The 18366-nt window shown below is 51.2% G+C and carries 16 protein-coding genes; 9 read left to right on the top strand and 7 right to left on the bottom strand.

Features of this window, described 5'->3' with window-relative positions; all coding sequences use genetic code 11:
* The first annotated feature begins 29 nt into the window (after positions 1-29).
* From ABXT62_RS06840 to ABXT62_RS06830, 3 genes are all read left to right on the top strand, one after another.
* Positions 30-242 carry a hypothetical protein gene (locus ABXT62_RS06840; protein WP_415357855.1) on the top strand — a complete coding sequence of 71 codons (213 nt, stop codon included), beginning with the start codon at positions 30-32 and terminating at the stop codon, positions 240-242.
* Between the two features lie 291 nt (positions 243-533).
* Positions 534-1847: an MFS transporter gene (locus ABXT62_RS06835; protein WP_415357854.1), complete on the top strand. Its 1314-nt coding sequence runs from the start codon at positions 534-536 to the stop codon at positions 1845-1847.
* Between the two features lie 455 nt (positions 1848-2302).
* The gene (locus ABXT62_RS06830) at positions 2303-3406 is read left to right on the top strand and encodes a GGDEF domain-containing protein (RefSeq protein ID WP_415357853.1); all 1104 of its coding nucleotides are present in this window, start codon (positions 2303-2305) and stop codon (positions 3404-3406) included.
* A gap of 75 nt (positions 3407-3481) precedes the next feature.
* On the opposite strand, the gene ABXT62_RS06825 is transcribed toward ABXT62_RS06830, so the two are convergent.
* The 3 genes from ABXT62_RS06825 to ABXT62_RS06815 all read right to left on the bottom strand — a co-directional run bounded on the left by ABXT62_RS06825 (position 3482) and on the right by ABXT62_RS06815 (position 6113).
* Complete coding sequence (locus ABXT62_RS06825) at positions 3482-4009, bottom strand: outer membrane beta-barrel protein (RefSeq protein WP_415357852.1); 528 nt, start codon at positions 4007-4009, stop codon at positions 3482-3484.
* A gap of 163 nt (positions 4010-4172) precedes the next feature.
* Positions 4173-4676, bottom strand: coding sequence for a thermonuclease family protein (locus tag ABXT62_RS06820; protein ID WP_415357851.1), 504 nt, complete (start codon positions 4674-4676; stop codon positions 4173-4175).
* A gap of 9 nt (positions 4677-4685) precedes the next feature.
* On the bottom strand, positions 4686-6113 hold the full coding sequence (locus tag ABXT62_RS06815) for an Hsp70 family protein (protein ID WP_415357850.1): 1428 nt from the start codon (positions 6111-6113) through the stop codon (positions 4686-4688).
* 174 nt (positions 6114-6287) lie between these two features.
* Between ABXT62_RS06815 and dinB the strand changes: the two genes are divergently transcribed.
* The 3 genes from dinB to ABXT62_RS06800 all read left to right on the top strand — a co-directional run bounded on the left by dinB (position 6288) and on the right by ABXT62_RS06800 (position 10449).
* Positions 6288-7403: a DNA polymerase IV gene (gene dinB / locus ABXT62_RS06810; RefSeq protein ID WP_415357849.1), complete on the top strand. Its 1116-nt coding sequence runs from the start codon at positions 6288-6290 to the stop codon at positions 7401-7403.
* A 196-nt stretch (positions 7404-7599) separates the two neighbouring features.
* A complete protein-coding gene (locus tag ABXT62_RS06805) occupies positions 7600-9564 on the top strand; it encodes a sulfatase (protein ID WP_415357848.1) in 1965 nt (654 codons plus the stop codon).
* Between the two features lie 204 nt (positions 9565-9768).
* A complete protein-coding gene (locus ABXT62_RS06800; protein WP_415357847.1) occupies positions 9769-10449 on the top strand; it encodes a DUF3313 domain-containing protein in 681 nt (226 codons plus the stop codon).
* A 101-nt stretch (positions 10450-10550) separates the two neighbouring features.
* Here the strand turns inward: ABXT62_RS06800 and ABXT62_RS06795 are convergent, their stop codons facing one another.
* From ABXT62_RS06795 to ABXT62_RS06780, 4 genes are all read right to left on the bottom strand, one after another.
* Entirely contained in the window at positions 10551-11849 is a 1299-nt protein-coding gene (locus tag ABXT62_RS06795; RefSeq protein WP_415357846.1) for a hypothetical protein, read from the bottom strand.
* A gap of 77 nt (positions 11850-11926) precedes the next feature.
* Positions 11927-12784, bottom strand: coding sequence for an FkbM family methyltransferase (locus ABXT62_RS06790; protein ID WP_415357845.1), 858 nt, complete (start codon positions 12782-12784; stop codon positions 11927-11929).
* A 334-nt stretch (positions 12785-13118) separates the two neighbouring features.
* Positions 13119-13436 carry a putative quinol monooxygenase gene (locus ABXT62_RS06785; RefSeq protein WP_415357844.1) on the bottom strand — a complete coding sequence of 106 codons (318 nt, stop codon included), beginning with the start codon at positions 13434-13436 and terminating at the stop codon, positions 13119-13121.
* A 2-nt stretch (positions 13437-13438) separates the two neighbouring features.
* On the bottom strand, positions 13439-13894 hold the full coding sequence (locus tag ABXT62_RS06780) for a nuclear transport factor 2 family protein (protein ID WP_415357843.1): 456 nt from the start codon (positions 13892-13894) through the stop codon (positions 13439-13441).
* 266 nt (positions 13895-14160) lie between these two features.
* Between ABXT62_RS06780 and ABXT62_RS06775 the strand changes: the two genes are divergently transcribed.
* Genes ABXT62_RS06775 through ABXT62_RS06765 form a run of 3 tightly spaced genes read left to right on the top strand, consistent with a single transcriptional unit; the run spans position 14161 to position 18244 of the window.
* A complete protein-coding gene (locus ABXT62_RS06775; protein ID WP_415357842.1) occupies positions 14161-15639 on the top strand; it encodes an amino acid permease in 1479 nt (492 codons plus the stop codon).
* Between the two features lie 45 nt (positions 15640-15684).
* On the top strand, positions 15685-17070 hold the full coding sequence (locus ABXT62_RS06770; RefSeq protein ID WP_415357841.1) for a glutamine synthetase family protein: 1386 nt from the start codon (positions 15685-15687) through the stop codon (positions 17068-17070).
* Positions 17057-18244, top strand: coding sequence for an iron-containing alcohol dehydrogenase (locus ABXT62_RS06765; RefSeq protein ID WP_415357840.1), 1188 nt, complete (start codon positions 17057-17059; stop codon positions 18242-18244). The genes ABXT62_RS06770 and ABXT62_RS06765 overlap by 14 nt, the downstream gene beginning before the upstream one ends.
* The last annotated feature ends 122 nt before the right edge of the window (positions 18245-18366 follow it).

The raw sequence follows: 18366 nt of genomic DNA, 5'->3' as shown, positions 1-18366 counted from the left end.
ATGCCCAGTATAAAAAGTATAAACGGTACTTGGGAATTGAAATAAAAATTCTTATAGCTTTTGCGCCACTGGCATTTGCACACACTTCTTTTAACGCACGTCATGAAGCCGACGAAGGACTAACCCTAGAAAAACGGCAGACTGATGCCGTAATGACTATTACCAATGTCGACCCAGGTGATGATGCATCAACCATTATCGCTAAGGGCAAAATAAGCTTTTCCCCCGAGCCACTGGATTAGGAGAAAAAATTACCCTCGACAACCCGTTAATACTTCTTATACTGAGAGTTGTGAGGTTCTTATCGATAATAAAGAAATCGAATCACGCAATACAGCATGACGATTTCTTCGCAGTCGTACTGGCATAGAATATGTGCCGTCGATAGCGTCAATTGCTTTTTAGAGAGGTGCTCATGAGGAAAGGTCATCACCGATGTTGCATGAATTGACAACCTGTCTACCGAAACATATTTTTGGCTGCGATTGTGCACTTTCCTCGCGCTTATTGCGCAATACCGGCTCCACGTCACGATGACCGACCATCAGGTTAGCAATGCCGTTCGCAACGAGGCCCAGGCCGCTCGCAGCGGGATACGCCCCTGGCTTTTTTTCCTAGTAGCGGCGCTTTTCTACTTTTACGAGTTTTTTGCTCGAGTTGCCCCTGGCGTGCTTAAGAAAGATATTCTCGAGGTTACCGGCGCGAGCGAGGGCGCATTCGGCCTGTCTATGAGCATGTATTTTCTCGCCTATGCTCCGGCACAACTCGTCGTTGGCCGACTATTAGACCGTTTTGGAACGCGATTCGTCGTCGCTCCTGCGGCAATTTTCGTTGCGCTGGGATGCCTCATTCTCGCCTCTTCCGACAGCATCGTAGCCATGGGTATCGGGCGGTTCCTGCAGGGATTGGGCAGCGCAGTCGCGTACTTGGGCGTTATCTATCTGGCGATGGTTTGGTTCCCTCCGCACCGCCACGGCATCATTCCGGGCTTAACCGTCGCTATGGGCACTCTAGGCGCCTCAACGGCACAATACCCTCTCAGTGTCATGGCTGAATCCTTTGGCTGGCGTGCGCCAGTGTTAACCTGCGCGATCGCAGGCTTCGGGATCGCCATCATGCTGTGGTTTTTGTTGCCGCGCCGACCTTCATGGTTTATTGAACTAATGAGGGAGGACGGCTACAACCCGGATTTGCCTGTACCGATTCTCACCACTATTATGAACATTGCCAAGGACCGCCAACTTTGGCTGATTGCCCTATCGTCAGCAGGACTGTATCTCCCCATCTCTGTCATCGGCGATCTCTGGGGCGATGCGTTCTTACAGATCGAATCTGGACTCTCAATCAAAGGAGCAAGCCTTGCTACGACCTGTGTCTTCATCGGATTCGCTGTGGGTGGCGTAGGCTTCGGATACCTTGCCGACCGCCTTGGACGCAGAAAGATTCTCTACTTGGGCTGCGCCATTGCCTCGACAATTATTGCTTCATTGATCATGTTCGCCAGCATCCAACCCACATGGTTCACCGTCATACTACTGGGCATGCTCGGCTTCACCACTGGAGGTCAGGCGCTATCCTTCGTGATGACGGCTGACAATGCAGCACGACACAACCGCGGGATGAAACTGGCGTTTGTCAATTTCGTAGTAATGCTTTTGCCCGTTGTAGCACAACCGAGCGTTGGCTTTCTTGCCGACATTGGCGTCGCCAGAACTGGATTGCCATCTGCCGTGCAAGAACTCAGAGGTTATGGCCTTGTCGTAGCCCTGATGATTGTCGGTACGGTGATTACATTCTTCGTCCGAGAAACCACACCCCGCGAAGACAAGGCCCCTATTGCACATTGAGCGGTCATAGCCTCTGTAACACCTCTATAAGCGCCTTTCTAGCTCAAAAAATATTGTGATGCATGTTTGATGCAGCCATACAATCTGACCGAAAAAAAGAAGCTCGCGGCACACCCGTCAACACAGTTCCAGTGGGATTAAGATTCAATCGTAGGGTTTTCCCTATTCCGCTGTCAAAGGTTGAGCTGTACCATCAGGCCCGTGAACATGGGCCGCGATATCCATGCAACCGCCCCCCTCACGCTGATTGCAGTCCGCTCATGATGAGAGACAGCTGGGAACTTTTTACTGGCAGATCGGTCTCAGATTGCAGAGTATTGATAGACGTGTCTCATTTTTTGTTATGCGATTGACTCGTCATTTTACGATATCAATACTGACCCACTCATGAACGACACTTGCATCCCATTGAGTACGTGGGCAAGACATCAAATAAGGTTCAACCTCGAGCATATATGAATAACACAAGCGGAACGGATCGAAAAAAGTTGCTTGTGACGCTGATTTGGGTTGTTTTTATAGCGCTGGGGATAGGAGTCGCCGTAAAGATCTATTTGCTGGGGGAGACTCACCCTCCCTGGCCTGCCCTGACATTATGGGTGGCCCTGGCAGCCACGTTTGTCTATGTACGCAGGGGCGGAGCTACGGAAATAGCGGTCTGGGCTGTCATTATAGCGTTCTTTATCGGCTTTACAGTGTCAGCGATTTATACGGGGGGGTTTGAAGGTCCAATAGCCCCCCTAGCGCCTTTACTACCCGGGCTGGTGATAATGCTACTCAACCCTAAAGCGGGCTGGATTGGAGCTGTGATAACCTTGTTTCTCTTATCACTCGTGGCGGTCTTACAGTCGTCTGGGTTAACGCAGCCCTTACCGATTGGTGAGACCGGTCTTGTCATCATTCAATACTTTGTCCTAGCCACTGCCTGCATGGCGTTTACGTGGATAATCGCGGACTTTGCTCAAAAATCTAACAAGGTTGCGGCGACTAACCTTCAAAATTCCCGGACCGATTTTGTAACCGGCGTGGCGAATCGTCGACAAATTAATGACACGCTGGAGCAAGAGATCGAACGGGCTGGACGTTCCGATAACCACTTGTCCGTAATACTGATTGATGTCGATCATTTTAAACGATTTAACGACTCAAATGGACATCAAGCTGGCGATCAGTGCCTTAGTACTGTCGCTGATGTGCTTAGCGCATGCGCCAAGCGCTCCATGGATGTGATTGGGCGCTACGGAGGGGATGAATTTATTATGATTTTGCCCAACACTGACGCATCTGCGGCTGCTCGAATCGCTGAAAAAGTGAGGGGCGAAATGCTTAACCGGTCCCTGTATTATGACGGCGAACACACAGACAAGGTCAGTTTGACGCTGGGGGTAGCGAGCCTGCAAGGACGAGCAATCAAAAGCGCAGAAAATCTTGTTAAATTGGCTGATGATGCCCTACTTCATGGCAAAACTAATGGGCGAAACACGACATCCAATGCCCTTTTTAATGCTCGATCGGGGCTAGCTACATTCAAAGTTGGGGCCCCTTCAGCCCCTTGTTAAGAACCACTAAAGTGGTTTAGCGACGGCTACTCACTACCATTAACACCGCAGTGTTAACAGCCGCCGAAAAAGGCACTAAAAATCCAGCCGCACTCCGACGCCATACATTTGGGAATCCACCTTATTATCAAACTTCAGATATTCGGCATAAATGTCTACCGTGTCTAGAATATCGAAGGAGAATCCAACCCCGCCAAAGGCGTTCTCTCCATCAAAATCATCCTTAATACCCGCTTCCTTTACCTCAACATCCCCCGACGCAATACCGGCCTTGGCATAAATTTCAAATAAGGGCCCAATGGGTAGATAAGCGACGCCTGCTAGCGTAAGTGCAGAGGCATCAACATCAACGTCATTGCTGTCATAGCTACCGAGGTCGTAGTAACCAAGCTCGGCGGACAACATCAGAAAGTTGGTGTCGATGAACTGATAGCCGACGAATGCAGCTGGCGTATACGTATGGTCGTCGAAATCATCTATGCTCACATCTGTCTTATACGCACCCGCTCCGATATAGAACCCATCCGCATTCACACCGGATGCCCATAACCCGACAGTCACCAGTAATAGTATATTCCATCCTGATTGCATTTTTTCAGTCATGCGTTTCTCCAAGTCGTTCTATTCATATTCTAGGTCTCTAGGAGACACGAGCTTTCGCCCAGCAGCCTATTATGTCAGGATTATTGCGCTGGGTACTTGCGCGAAAAGTCGCCTTATTACCCTGATACTAAACTTGCATCGCTGATATTGTAGGCGGAAAGGGTCATCGCTTACCCTTGCGCCATCTGTATGGGTTGATTGGATCCGGATCAGCCCACAAGCCCCGTTTGCGTTTCCTGGCTTCATCCTCGCTCGACTCATATCGGCCGCGATCCTCCGGGGACTGCTCCGACGCATAGTACCGATACCACCATGCCATCCCGGCTAATAGCTGGACATGATTAGCTTCAAGCGTTTTACCACAGGAGGCACAGTCGCTGGGTTGCACCCAGACTTTCCCTAAGACCCTGCCATAGCGATCGCTATGGTCCGACGCTACAAAGACCTGCTTTCCTGCCACTATAGAAGCCAAATGCTCTCTGGAGGCGTCGCCATAGGGTTGATCCCGCTCCGGTGCATCTATGCCCGTCAGCCGCACCTTGTATTGTGTGCTAGTACTATCAAGAACTTTGATCGTGTCGCCATCAGTGACTGAGACGACTTTGCCGGTGATGTCACCAAGAGCAACCAGGGGGGTAACAAATAGGACTAATATCAATCTGCGCATAGATCGTTATTAGCAGAGGTCGCTTTGCGCATACTGGTAATAATTGGCGATTGCCAACCCTGCCGCTACACTGGTGAAGGGGTCGTGTTCAACCACTTTACCCCTAAACTGATTGTCGAGAATGTCTTTTACTGCTGGAATGAGTGAAGACCCTCCCGTGCGAAGAACCAGATCTATATCATCAGGCCGGCAATTAGCCTTTCTAAGAACTTCTGTGATCCCCTGCTCAAACTCAAATAGCAAATCAGAAATCATCGTTTCAAATTCCCAGCGTTCAACGACAACCTGAATATCGATCTCCGGAATATCCAACAGGGCCGACTCCTCAACGGAGAGCTGCGCTTTAAATTCCTTTATGGCTTCAAACACTTGATAGCTGTAGTTTTGTTGAATGAGATCGTAGAGGCGTCTGAATTTTTCAGCACCCGGATCGGACTCAGACATACGCTGCATCACAGCGGTGGTATATTTATTTTGATTGAGCATATAGCTAATCGGCCAATTGATTAGCATCTCTTCAAATTCTCCAAAGGGGAACAAAGTATCCACTTGGGAGCCATCTATCATTCGACTCCAGCGCTCGCCTCGTCCCAATAGCGGGAAAACCAGCTCTCTAAAAATCGTTTGGTCGATTCTGTCGCCACCCAAAGCAATTCCATGGGTAGCCTGTACTTCAAAGGTCGAGCTATCGCGTCGCAACACGCTAAAGTCTAAGGTGCCACCGCCAAAATCAACGGTTAGCACCAATTCATCGTCGCTCTGCGGATAATTGTGCAGAAAGCTAATGGTTGCCGCTGTGGGCTCAGGGCAGAAAGACTGTTCAGAGATACCCGCGTGACCATACGCTTCGCCCAGGCGCTCTAAAGCAAGGCTATTACGCCCGCTTTCTATGCCCTCAAAATTAACTGGGTGGCCCAAGCAGGCATACTGAACCTTATCGCCAACAGTATTCTCGATAGACTTTCGAATCCCCACTAAAATTGGAACCACCAGCGCGACCAGCCTAAAGGTCTTGTCAAAAACGGCTGTTCGGTCCGTTGTTGTATTACCCAAAAGCCTTTTTGTACCGCGAAACAGTCTTCCAGGCAATGTCGAATCATCGAATGCCTGACCATAGACATTAGCAGTATCTCCCTCCCCCGCACCTCCCATCGCACTCTCACCACCGCCGGTTCCTGAGCGAGCTTCGCCAAGGATTTCGAGGCTGAGTTCCACCTTGCGCCCCCTGTTGCCGCTGATGTAATCCTCTATCGCAAGTTGGCCGATAGAACTTTGGAAAGCCCTGTCGATATAGTTAGCCGATGGCATGACACTGTCTGGTGCGGCCAATTTTATTAGCGTTATGTTCTCGCCATCAAAGACAGCGGCGGCACTGTTACTGGTACCGAAATCTATTCCAATACCTAATCTTGAAGGTTGCTGAGTCGTAAATCGCATCAAAAGTTCACAGGAAAGTAAAAGGGATCATAAATTTAGTGTAATTATAGGGCTTTTTAGGGCTAGGTCTTCTATTTACTACTGCCAACACTCAATTATTTTTTCGGCTAGTGACTTCCCCCGGATCTCAGCAACGAACTTGCCGGCGGCGCGCGCTCAATTTACTATCGTGCTATGAATGAAAGCAGTGACAGCCCACCCCGAAAAATTATCCATGTGGATATGGATGCGTTCTTTGCCAGCGTGGAGCAAAGAGACAACCCTGAGTTGCGCGGTCAGCCTGTCGCGGTGGGCGGTTCGGCACAACGCGGGGTCGTTGCCGCAGCAAGCTATGAGGCACGCCGATTCGGTGTGCGCTCGGCAATGCCCTCAGTGACTGCCGCACGGCGATGTTCCTCTCTGATTTTTGTATCGCCACGTTTTGAGGTCTATCGTGCAGTGTCACAACAAATCAGAGAGATATTCAGTCGTTATAGTGACCTTCTAGAGCCGCTCTCGCTGGATGAAGCCTACCTCGATGTGACTGAGGACAAACCTCAGATGGGTAGTGCAATCCGCATAGCGGAACTAATAAGGTCCGCCATTCGTGAAGAGACAGGCCTGACGGCTAGTGCCGGAGTGAGCTATAACAAATTTCTAGCCAAAATTGCCTCGGACCAGAATAAGCCCGATGGAATTTTTGTAGTGCGGCCTCATGAGGGTGCAGAGTTTGTCGCGTCTCTACCAGTGCGTCGCTTCTATGGTGTAGGACCGAAAACTGCCGAGCGTATGGGGCGCCTGGGGATTCGTGAGGGAGCTGACCTGTGTGATAAGAATATGGATTTTATGATCGAGCACTTCGGAAAGTCAGCAGATTACCTATACCACGCTGCTCGAGGAATAGACCAAAGACTGGTTCGATCTGACCGCATCCGTAAATCTGTGGGTCGTGAAAGAACCTTCAGTGAAGACCTTTCCACGGACACGGCCTTGAGTGAGGCGCTTGAAGATGTCATCGACAGTGTATGGCATAGGATAGAGAATAATAGTGTTACGGGGCGCACGGTCACCCTCAAAGTAAAGTACGCAGATTTTCAGCAGATAACGCGCAGCAAGTCTTGTGAGCAATGCATTATGAATAAGAGTCAGTTTGGCGCTGCTGCGCGAGCGTTACTCGTACAACTTTTGCCGGTGCCGCTTGGCGTACGATTGATAGGCCTGACACTATCCAACCTCTCGCCAGTCGAGTCACCGCACGCACGCAATCTCATCAACCACAGGGCCAATTCACAACGAAAATTCGACTTCTGACGGTCTAAATTTGAACGGTGACTTATGTCGTTGCCTCCCACAGACGTCCACAGATGCCCCACTGGCACGCTCAGTACAGCCCGCTGACAGCGAGCCTGACTGCACAAATGCCTTATTGCTGGGCAAGCAAGGACTTTGCCTATGCTTTTGCCACAATGGTAGTATGGCATTACACCCGTTTTCTTTGAGAGTCATCATGTCATTTGCACCATCATCGAATCTTGATGGCAAACTTCTCCTTGGATTGACGCTGTTACTGATGCTCTTATTCTCGTGGATAGCTGGCATCAAAAATGTGGTCGTTGAGTGGGTGAGCCCCGCAAGTGAAGACGTTTTTATCGTACCCAACATACTGATGATCGTCGTCGACGATCTCGGGTACAACGACACCAATGCAATCAACCCAGACGGCATTGTAACGCCGCACATTACTGAGTTAGCGCAGAACGGCGTAATCTTTCGGCGTCACTACGCCGATTCAACCTGCACACCCAGTCGCGTAGCATTATTGACTGGCCGTTATCCAGAGCGCTCGGGCTTTCGTCCAACAGGCATTGAAATTCCAGCTGAGCACAGCACCATCGCGGAACAATTGCAAAGCGCCGGGTATATGACCTATATGACCGGCAAGTGGCACGCCGGCGAGAGCCGAGTTGAAGCATGGCCGCAGCACAAAGGCTTTCACGAATGGTTCGGATTTTTAAATCAATGGGAACTCTCCGGAGAAGTCACCGATGCCAATAAAGGCGGCACCAAGAGGCCCACTTATCGCAATCCCATGCTCAGAGTGAATGGCGGCGTACTCGAACAACATGAAGGCCACCTGACAGACATACTCACCCAACACACAATAGAAAAAATCAAACACTTACAGGCGCAAAAGCAACCCTGGTTCCTATACCACGCATTTCTTGCACCACATAACCCCATCCAGCCAGACGAGCGTTATAAGGCGCGCTTTCCCGATACGCCGGCCGGAGAATATACGGCATTGGTCACACAGCTCGACGACGCCATTGGACAGATACTCGCCACGGTCGACCGTAAGAATACGCTGGTCGTGTTTATCAGCGACAACGGCGGTACCAACAAGCAGCTGGATAACAACTATCCATTCTATGGAAAAAAAGCCGACATGTTCGAGGGTGCCTACCGCACCCCACTTATCATCAATTGGCCGGGCGCTATCCCAGCCGGGAAGATCATTGATGACACGGTAATGAATGTTGATGTATACCCTACCCTGCTCGCCTCTGCACGCAGTCCTATCCCAGAAAATCTAGATGGCAACAATTTGTGGCCGGTGATAAGTGGTGACGCCAGATCGCAACGTACAGGCCGCAGCTGGGAAGTCTTCAGCTCAAACGTGGAGGCCTTGCGCTTCAGCTTCTTATCGGCGTCCGACCAGTGGCGACTTTCCAGTACGCAAGGCTTAGAGCCCAGTTTGTTCAACCTGTCAGCCGAACCAGCCGGAAAAACGAATGTAGCGGAGCAGCATCCCGATAAAGTACGCGAACTAACCAGAGATTTTTGGCAGGCATTCTGGATGAAGAGCCTACTGCCGGTGGCGGAAGAAAAAGTGCCTGCGAATAATCAGCACCGCTACACCGGATTTGATGCCATGCGCACACCCTTGCGCTACGGGCTCGCCATCGGGCTGGAAATGGGTCCGCTACCGCAGGATATCAGACAACAGGCTGGTGACAGCGCCATTGTACTTGCAGGGCAAGAGGGCTTCTGGCAATTGCGCTATAGCAGTAACCTGGGACTGGAATGGGTCATCGGCAATCAGATTCTGCGCGATGCCAGTTTCGAGCCGTCACGCTGTAATGCCATTGTACTGACCAACTACTTTCAACCATTGGCACATCTACCCACGCGCGCGCCGCGTTCGAAACTAAAAATGTATTCCGCCGGTTTACTGCGCGACTTCGAACGAAATTTTGACTACACAACCATTACCGGTGGCGCCATCGAAACACCCACGTTGGTCAACTACGGCGGCCGGGCAAAATTTTCCAACCTGCTACTTAGCGCTTACTCGGACAACTATGCTCCTCAGGTGAAACCCGAATTTTTAGAGATCTATACCAACGCGTTTCAAGACCAAACTCTAACGCTCGCCGATGTAGAGTTAATGACGTCTGAACTCTGTCAGTAAAGGGCTGAGCCCAGCTGGGGATAAGGTAAGGTTTGACTATATTGAGTGCCGCATAACAGCTCTCACACAGCGTGTGATCATTCACACCCGCAGCCGTTGCGCAGGCTCGAGAAGTAGACACACAGAATCGTTTCCTGTAACTTTCTGACCGCCAAATTTTTTATTTCACGCACTTAAAACATCTCCACTAAAAGGATTAGGATAATGAAGAAAGTAGTCGCGCTCGTTGCAGTGATTAGCCTGACAACACTGATAGCGGCATGCAGCTCAACACCAGAAATGGCGAGTCAACCCATGCCAGAATCTGGTTTTTTGCCGGACTATTCTCTCCTTGCCTCAGCACCAACCGATCAGGCTGACGCACGCATGTGGCGTTATCGGAAGTCAGGCGTTAGTCGCGGCCAGTATACCGCCGTTATCTTAGACCCTATTTTTTTGAAACAAGCAGTGACGAAGAGTGTGACTGCAGAAACGATCCAAAAAACCCAAGAAGCCTTGCAAGCTGAGATGGTGAAAGCCGTGCTTAGCAAAGGTGATCTGAAGATCGTCACTGAGTCTGGACCTGGCGTGATACGCATTTCTGTAGGCATTACCGGCGCTGAAAGCTCAGCGGATGGCCTTGAGCCATGGAGCTTCACACCCATTGGCCTAGCGGTCAATGGGGCGGCTTATGTGGGCGGTGTGAATGAAAAAACACCTGCATTAGTGGTGGAGAGTAAGATCACTGACAGTCAAACTAATGAGCTGCTTGGCGAGGGCCTCGTAACGATCGAAGGCGAATCTTTTAGAACGAACGCCGGCTCGTTAGATTCATTTATCGCGCTGGCTAAAAAAGTTGTTGCTGTCGCCATGCGCGAATCGGCCGACAACACACCCACGAAATAAGCTTCCCATCGACAGCCCCCTTTAGCACACTGCCTCAGTCATCTTAGATGCTGAGGCTAAGGTAGGTGCTTGTTCCGTATTATTCTTGTCTCGACCAAAGCCTATTTAGCGGTAATACAGGTAAAATGCTCAGAGAGAAGCCACCCTTCAATAGCGCCGTCGTACAGGTCACAGATTGTCATTGTGGCCGATGCGTTTGCAGCAGACCGTGTGACGACCATCTGATCAATGTGTTTAGCCTCTGGGAAATCCAATAAGTCTCGTTCAACCTGTTGGGCAAACAGCAGTGCCTTTTTCATTTCCTTATTTTGCACAGAAACAGACTGCGGGAGCGGCAAGACACCACCGACCAAGTTTGAAGCAAGCGGCAGCGAGTGCTGTTTCAGCCATAATGCCAGCCTTCCTTGCGGCTGATCTGGCGTAACGTCCTGAGAAGCCTGCGCTATTCGCAACATATTGCGAGTAGAGACCAGAAGCGAGTCCTGATCACCCACCTCCTTTTCAAATTCTTCCATATAGTGTTTCCCTCTTGCCTCGATCAAAAGGTTCTCTGTGGTCGCGTCCCCCGTGTAGGAGAGGATATCTACCGGCAATGTGAGCCATACCATCTGGGGAATATAACTTTGCTCTTTTGTGACCGAAGGACACGCCTCCCCACTCGGGCACATTGGACCGCTCAGTGTTGTCGTCCAGTTTATGGGCCCACGGGGGTCCAAGTCCGTGGTGTAAAACCAACCGGAAATCGACTGCTCAACCCCAAATTGTGCGAGTGCTTCCTGATAGGCGCCCCATACAAAAGCCGCTTTTGTGCCCAGCGTACGATTAATGTCAGCGGTCAGAACTGCGAGTAGCACGTCGCCCATGGCGGAGGTCGCAGGCGCAAAATCGTCACGCGCGTTCACAATTGTTCCTTCCCGCCAATTCCTCACGATTCCTTCGCACGCGGGCGATAGTAGCGTCTTTTCATGATCTGCGGCTAAGGCTTCCCAGTAGCCGCTCAAACCGAGCATGTACTGTAGAAAGCGCAACTTCCGCGAAGCCTCTGAGTTGGCAGGAGCGCCTTTCGCGTTCAACCGCGCTTTGTCATACACATCGTATCCGATGAGAGCCACCTCATACTTCAGCTGCTGAGATCCTGCAAAAGCAAGAAAGTGAGCATTGTGAGGGTCGGGGCTTGCCGTCACCGACCAGTCGCAGGGTTTTCCCGTAGCAGGAGGCTGAGGTTGCGCAGGCAATGCGTCCAGAGCCACCTTTACTGCGTCGACAAAGCCGTCAGTGTATGACAGCCGATTTTCTTTCAGGACCTCAACCGGACTGCCATCAGTGCTCTCCGCACCGACGACCGAGGCGGCCACAAGCAAGAGTGCAGACACGCCGCGAATAATTGTTCTCTTCATCATTAAACTCCTATGGCCTTATATCTTCAGTGCCACGCGATTGTCAGCACAGATCACCTTCACAGGCGCGCTTGAGCAACCTAAGTGGGTGTTGTCACCTCGATTTTTGGCGCGATAGCGCCCTCGACGTGTTGCTTTTCTCGCTCTAGAAATGCGAGGGTGCTTGAAACGAAATCTTTGGCTGATGCTTCGTGTACAAAAAAGAAATTGTTCAAGTAATAAAATAGATCTTTTGCATTCAGATTCATCTGATTTTGGTCTCGATCGCTATTGAATTGAGCAATATCGAATAACTTGAACTGTGAAGGGTTCAAGTAATAACCTTTATATCCCAAGCCCTCAAGCTTAGAAAAAATGTCTGTGATGGGGAATTGATGGTGTCGCGACTCAATCTCAATCAATATCAGGGGTTTGAACTGACTAATGGTCTCGGCTCCACCATTGAGCACCTCTAATTCGTGTCCTTCAACATCAATTTTGATTAACCCTATCGATTCGAAGCCGGCTTTCTTTGCAAAAGAATCCAAGGGAAGCAGCTGCACCGCAACCTCATCAGTCCCTGTTAGATTGGATTCAGTATGTGCATTAAAAGTCGCCCTCGCATCTACTCGTGTTCCACCGATAAAAGGCACTCGAATATTGCGTCTTTCCTCCTTGTCAGACAGCGCAACATCGAACACATGAGCATTTTTGAACCGTTTTTTCAGATACCGGTGCAGATGTGGAAGGGGCTCAAAAATATACAGATTCTGGGACCCGACGATGTCTTCCAAAATTGTGCTGTAAACACCGGTATTCGCGCCGATGTCGAGCATCACTGATGATTCTACAACAACAGATCTGAGTAACTTAGCCTCCACGTCAAACGGATAGTCCGCTGTGATCGGCGAAGTGATCGCCTGTTCTCGAAGTACCGCCTTTTCTTTCTCATTCATCATGAAGCCAAAACATATCCGGAGTAATTTTTGTGAGGATAACTGCCGCTAGCAGCGCGCATCACCCGTCTTTTTTTGGTAAGCGGCAGCGTTGCAACCGGCAGCCTTTCTAAGGTCGGCGTGAGCCCCACTCACCCTAGCCTGACAGTGTACGTTGTCAGATCACTTGGAGCCACTTAACTGGTTTTTTAAAAGACGCTGTTTACTTCTCACCTGTCCACTTCGACGATGTCATCGCAGACCGCGTAATGTACGCTTTCTATCGCCAGCACGGATCCAAAATGCCACGTTAATCGAATATTTCATTTTCCCGACCGTCACAAACGCCCATCAACCGCTAAATGGCAAGGGGTATTCCCGCACTTTTCACTGAACCGTAGGGCATGAGCTTGTGCATCACCTTTATTTCACCAAGCTCACCCAGCTGACTGATCATGGCATTGAAAGCCTCGCTGCTGCAATGCTCCTGATAGGCCTGCTCTGAGGTATAGAGGTCGTAAAACCAGAACTCGTCGAGATCATCCTCCGCCTGGTGAAACACATACACCGGCACTCCGCTCTCCGTCGCAGTTTGCTCCATCATCGTCTGAGTTAATGTCGCCAGAGCGGCCCGTTGGCCGGGCTTAGCCCGAATATTGGTTATAAAAGCAAACATCGTCAGTCCTTGTAATTGTTTTTTACTACCTTGAAATTCTCACCTAGCGTATCGTGCACCTCGAAAATTCGCTCATAACCCGTATGGACGATCAGCCATTGGCCGTCCACTTTGCGGTAACGGTCGTGATAAATACCGTTGCCGCTAATCTGCAGTTTGTACTTCAATGCGTAGACAATATCGTGCAGGTACCAAATACCCTCCGCTGTGTCTGCACTGGTCACGGTTATTTCGGGGTGATGAGCCGTGTGCATGGACAGAAACTGGCGCCCGCGCATCGACCGTGATAAAAAACGGATGATCTCATCGCGACTGTCAAAGCTGTTGTCACCATCGCTGTAGCTGGCAGTGGCATCAGGCACAAAAATTTCCGCCATCTCCGACCAGGCATTAGTGTCAAGAAACCGAAAGTACTTTCCCTTCAGTTGTTTTATTAACTCGATGTCTTCCAAGTTCATCGCCATCTCCTATATTACTGGATGATTATCGCCATCGACGGGCAGCCCCCCGCGGGTGATGGCAGGGCGCTGTTCATTTTGCATCGCGAGTTGTAGTATGTTTGGGACGAAAGCGCAAGACCATCGGCATTTACTGCGCTTAAAATTGTGCTCCCCTGCTCCAGATATAGAAGAAGAAGAAGACGCCACAGCTTGTCCCTTTCAAAAACCGAGGCGATAATACCGGCTGGGCTAGGCTGTGAAGATACCAATAATAGGAGACGACAATGCAGGATCCTGCTGGCACTCACTATGCAACGGTCGATCAGAGCTATTTTGATAAGCGCGGCTTAAAACGCTATGCCGGCGTTTGGTCACTGTGGGCCTTGGGCGTGGGAGCGGTTATTTCCGGACATTTCTCCGGCTGGAACCTGGGCCTAGCCAACGGCTGGGGCAGCATGTTTGTGGCCACCATTATTATTGCCATTATGTACCTGGGCTTATGTTTTTCATTGGCAGAAATGTCACCGGCTCTGCCGCACACCGGTGGCGCCTACTCTTTTGCTCGAACTGCGATGGGACGCTGGGGGGGCTTCCTGACCGGCTTGTCTGAAAATGTCGAATACGTGCTGACGCCCGCGGTGATCGTCTACTTTATCAGCAGCTATATGGCCAGTATTTTTGATACCAGTATGGCGAGTCTACCCCTGTGGTGGGTCGGTTTTTATGTGGTGTTCATCAGCCTCAATATCGTAGGTGTGGAGTTGTCATTTAAGCTAACGCTGGTGGTGACCTTGCTGGCACTGTCCTGCTTATTGGTGTTCTGGGTCAGCGCCCTACCTTCGATCGACTTTGCGAAATGGGCGCTAAATGTCGGTACCGATGGCGCACTGCTGCCGGACGGCAATGGGCCGTTTTTGCCGTTTGGGTTCGGCGGCATTCTTGCCTGCCTGCCGTTCGCCGTGTGGCTTTTCCTCGCCATCGAACAATTGCCGCTGGCGGCCGAGGAATCCGTTGACCCCAAACGGGATATGCCGCGCGGCATTCTGGCCGGTTTTTTTACACTGCTGATATCAGCGTTCATGATTTTATGGCTCAACCCGTCGATCGCTGGCGTCGGTTCGTTTCAATTGGCGGGCTCCGGGGAGCCTCTACTCGATGGTTTCAAGGCTATTTATGGCGACGGCATAGCAAAGCTATTGGCAACGATAGCGGTACTGGGTTTGGTTGCCAGCTTTCACACCATCATCTTTGCCCAGGGTAGGCAAATCTATTCGCTCAGCCGGGCGGGCTACTTCCCTTCTGGCCTATCGGTAACCCACGGCAGCCGCAAGACACCGCACCGCGCTATGATCGCCGGCGCCGGACTGGCACTTACCGTTATGTTTATTCTATGGTTTAGTATGGGTGTCGACCAGGGCGCTGCGGCAATTGGCGGCACGCTGTTAAATATGGCGGTATTTGCCGCTATGTTCTCCTATATCATGCAGGCCTTATCCTTTATTTTACTGCGCCGCAAGTTACCACGGTTGGAGCGGCCATACCGCAGCCCGTTTGGCATTTTAGGGGCTAGCTTAACCATTCTGATCGCCACAGTAACGGTCTATTACCAACTCACTGACCCCATCTACCGACAAGGTGTCCTATGGGTGGCTGGCTGGTTTGCGGTGGGTATCCTTTACTTCACGCTTATCGGACGCCACCGATTAATTCTGTCACCCGAAGAGGAGTTCGCCTTAGAGCACGACAAGGCGTCGGCACTCTAACCCATCATCAATTTATTTTTCGAGTTATTTGACGAGATCACGGCTATGGCGACAGAAGAAAAAAACACAGGTGAGCATTCAGCCATCACTATGCTAAAAGAGTCTGGCGCCACCAAAGTGAAGGTGGCTGTCACTGACATAGACGGTATTTTACGCGGCAAATACCTGCACATTGATAAATTCCTGAGTGCAGCCCAGCCCTTCCCTGCTGGCGGCTTCGGCTTTTGTGACGTGGTAATGGGGTGGGACATGATGGATCACCCTTACGACAACACAGAGCTCACCGGCTGGCAACACGGCTACCCCGATGCACTGGCGCGACTGGATCTTGACACACTGCGCCGCGTCCCGTGGGATAGTGATATACCTTTGGTATTGGGCGAATTTGTCAACGCCGATGGCACTCCCCACGCAGCATGCGCCCGCCAGACGTTGCAGCGGGTGCTCAAACGAGCTGAGAAAATGGGCTTTCAGGTAATGACCGGCATGGAGTTCGAATGGTATAACTTTGCCGAAACGCCGCAGAGCTGGGCGGCCAAAAAAGGGGTTGACCCTGAACCACTCACACAAGGTATGTTTGGATATTCTCTATTGCGGGTCAGTCAACATCAGGACTATTTCAACGCTATCATGGATCAAATGCTGGCCTTCGGCGTGCCACTAGAGGGGCTGCATACTGAAACGGGGCCAGGTGTTTACGAAGCTGCCATCGCCTTTTCCAGCGCGCTAGAACAAGCTGATCGGGCGGTATTATTCAAGGCCGGCATCAAAGAAATCGCTGCCGGCTTTGGCATCATGCCCAGTTTTATGGCCAAACCAAACCAACAGCTGCCCGGCTGCAGTGGACATATCCATCAAAGCCTGTCCGATGGTAAAAACAATGTATTTTACGACGCGAAGGGCACGCATAACATGAGCCCGCTGTTTGAAAGTTATCTTGCGGGACAGCTGGCTTTCATGATGGACTTTGCGCCACTGCTGTGGCCTACCATCAACAGCTACAAGCGACTGGTCGATGGCTATTGGGCACCCGTCAAGCCGACCTGGGGCGTGGATAATCGCACCGCCAGTTTCCGTGTTATTACGGCCTCGCCAAAAGCGACACGCTTGGAAACGCGTTGCCCTGGCGCTGACGTCAATCCTTATCTGGCCATGGCAGCGGTGATCGCTGCAGGTCTCGACGGCGTTGAAAAAGGGCTTAAATTAACGTCGCCTCCTATTACCGGCACCAACCGGGGCGCGGAAAAGACAAGCGGTGTTCCGCGCACTTTGATAGACGCCACGCGCTTGTTTCAGCAATCTGAGATCGCCAGAGATTGGCTGGGTGATGTTTTTGTCGACCACTTTAGCGCTAGCCGCGAATGGGAATGGCGTCAGTGGCTGGACAGTGTGACCGACTGGGAATTGAAACGCTACTTTGAGATCATTTAATGCATCGCCCAGTGCGCTAGACAACTCGGAGCCCATCACCATGAGCGTTACCGCTTTTAGCTTTCCAACCAACATACAATTCGGCGCTGGGGCGCGGCGCTTGGTCGCAGCGCATCTTCGCGAGGCTGGCTATCAGCGGCCATTACTTGTCACCGACAAAGCACTTGCTACACTGCCGGTGCTAGACGAATTCAAAACGCATTTGGAAGGCCTCGACGTCGCAGTATTCTCTGGCGTTTTCGGCAATCCAACTACCAGCCAGGTAATGGCCGGCGCCGTGGCGTTCATCGGTCATCGCGCCGACTGCATTATCGGATTTGGCGGCGGCGCAGCACTTGATGTTGCCAAACTAGTCGGCGTCGCGGCGACCCATACTGGCGATATTATAGAGTACGCATGGGACCACCCGCAGTCACGCGCCATTGAGCATTCACTACCCTACCTAGTGGCACTACCCACCACGGCCGGCACCGGTTCCGAGGTGGGCCGGGCTAGCGTCATCAGCGAGGATGACAGCCATCTAAAGCGCGTAGTGTTTCACCCGAAACTTCTCGCTAAATGTGTTTTTGCTGACCCAGAACTCACCTTATCGTTGCCGCCTCATATCACTGCGGCCACCGGCATTGACGCACTCACACACAATATTGAAAGCTACCTGTCACCGGCTTATCACCCTCTGTGTGACGGCATCGCACTGGAGGGCGCGCGTATCGCCGCAAGAGCATTAGTAACCGCCGTAATAGAACCGGATAACTTGCAGGCGCGCTCCGATATGATGATGGCCTCCATGCTAGGCGCTATCGCGTTCCAAAAGGACCTTGGTGCCGTGCATGCTTGCGCGCACGCTTTAGGCGCTGTCTGTGATCTGCACCATGGTTTGGCTAACGCTTTGATGATAGATACTGTGTTGGCTTGGAATCAGCCAGTGGTTCCCGCGAAGTTCGACGAACTGGCACATGTATGCGGCGTTGCAGGCGGTGGTGAAGCCTTTATTGATTGGCTGCGCCAGCTCAAGACCGACGTAGGTATCGTGGGCGGACTTGCCGCTCACGGCGTTAAGCATGAACAGATTGCGCAGTTGGCCGCCATTGCCAGTAACGACATCTGTCACCAAACTAACCCACGCGTCTGCACTGTGGCCGATTTTGAGCGACTGTTCACGGCCGCAATGTGAACAACATGTGATTAAAGAACCATCTAACACTTGTGGACTGGATCGCACCGCGCCCACCTGTATGTGTGTGTTTTCTTGACTTTTAAATAGCTAATGACCTGATAAAATCATTATACTTTCGT

Source organism: Halioglobus sp. Uisw_031, from assembly GCF_047729875.1.
In the GTDB taxonomy this organism is placed as follows: Bacteria; Pseudomonadota; Gammaproteobacteria; order Pseudomonadales; family Halieaceae; genus Marimicrobium.
Note: the sequence above shows the minus strand (reverse complement) of the source record. Positions and strands in the feature narration are given on the sequence as shown.

Bases quoted from the DNA above. Each gene is read 5' to 3' on its own strand.
- ABXT62_RS06835 (WP_415357854.1), top strand. From the start codon at position 534: ATGACCGACCATCAGGTTAGCAATGCCGTTCGCAACGAGGCCCAGGCC.
- ABXT62_RS06830 (WP_415357853.1), top strand. From the start codon at position 2,303: ATGAATAACACAAGCGGAACGGATCGAAAAAAGTTGCTTGTGACGCTG.
- ABXT62_RS06825 (WP_415357852.1), bottom strand. From the start codon at position 4,009: ATGACTGAAAAAATGCAATCAGGATGGAATATACTATTACTGGTGACT.
- ABXT62_RS06820 (WP_415357851.1), bottom strand. From the start codon at position 4,676: ATGCGCAGATTGATATTAGTCCTATTTGTTACCCCCCTGGTTGCTCTT.
- ABXT62_RS06815 (WP_415357850.1), bottom strand. From the start codon at position 6,113: ATGCGATTTACGACTCAGCAACCTTCAAGATTAGGTATTGGAATAGAT.
- dinB (WP_415357849.1), top strand. From the start codon at position 6,288: ATGAATGAAAGCAGTGACAGCCCACCCCGAAAAATTATCCATGTGGAT.
- ABXT62_RS06805 (WP_415357848.1), top strand. From the start codon at position 7,600: ATGTCATTTGCACCATCATCGAATCTTGATGGCAAACTTCTCCTTGGA.
- ABXT62_RS06800 (WP_415357847.1), top strand. From the start codon at position 9,769: ATGAAGAAAGTAGTCGCGCTCGTTGCAGTGATTAGCCTGACAACACTG.
- ABXT62_RS06795 (WP_415357846.1), bottom strand. From the start codon at position 11,849: ATGATGAAGAGAACAATTATTCGCGGCGTGTCTGCACTCTTGCTTGTG.
- ABXT62_RS06790 (WP_415357845.1), bottom strand. From the start codon at position 12,784: ATGATGAATGAGAAAGAAAAGGCGGTACTTCGAGAACAGGCGATCACT.
- ABXT62_RS06785 (WP_415357844.1), bottom strand. From the start codon at position 13,436: ATGTTTGCTTTTATAACCAATATTCGGGCTAAGCCCGGCCAACGGGCC.
- ABXT62_RS06780 (WP_415357843.1), bottom strand. From the start codon at position 13,894: ATGAACTTGGAAGACATCGAGTTAATAAAACAACTGAAGGGAAAGTAC.
- ABXT62_RS06775 (WP_415357842.1), top strand. From the start codon at position 14,161: ATGCAGGATCCTGCTGGCACTCACTATGCAACGGTCGATCAGAGCTAT.
- ABXT62_RS06770 (WP_415357841.1), top strand. From the start codon at position 15,685: ATGGCGACAGAAGAAAAAAACACAGGTGAGCATTCAGCCATCACTATG.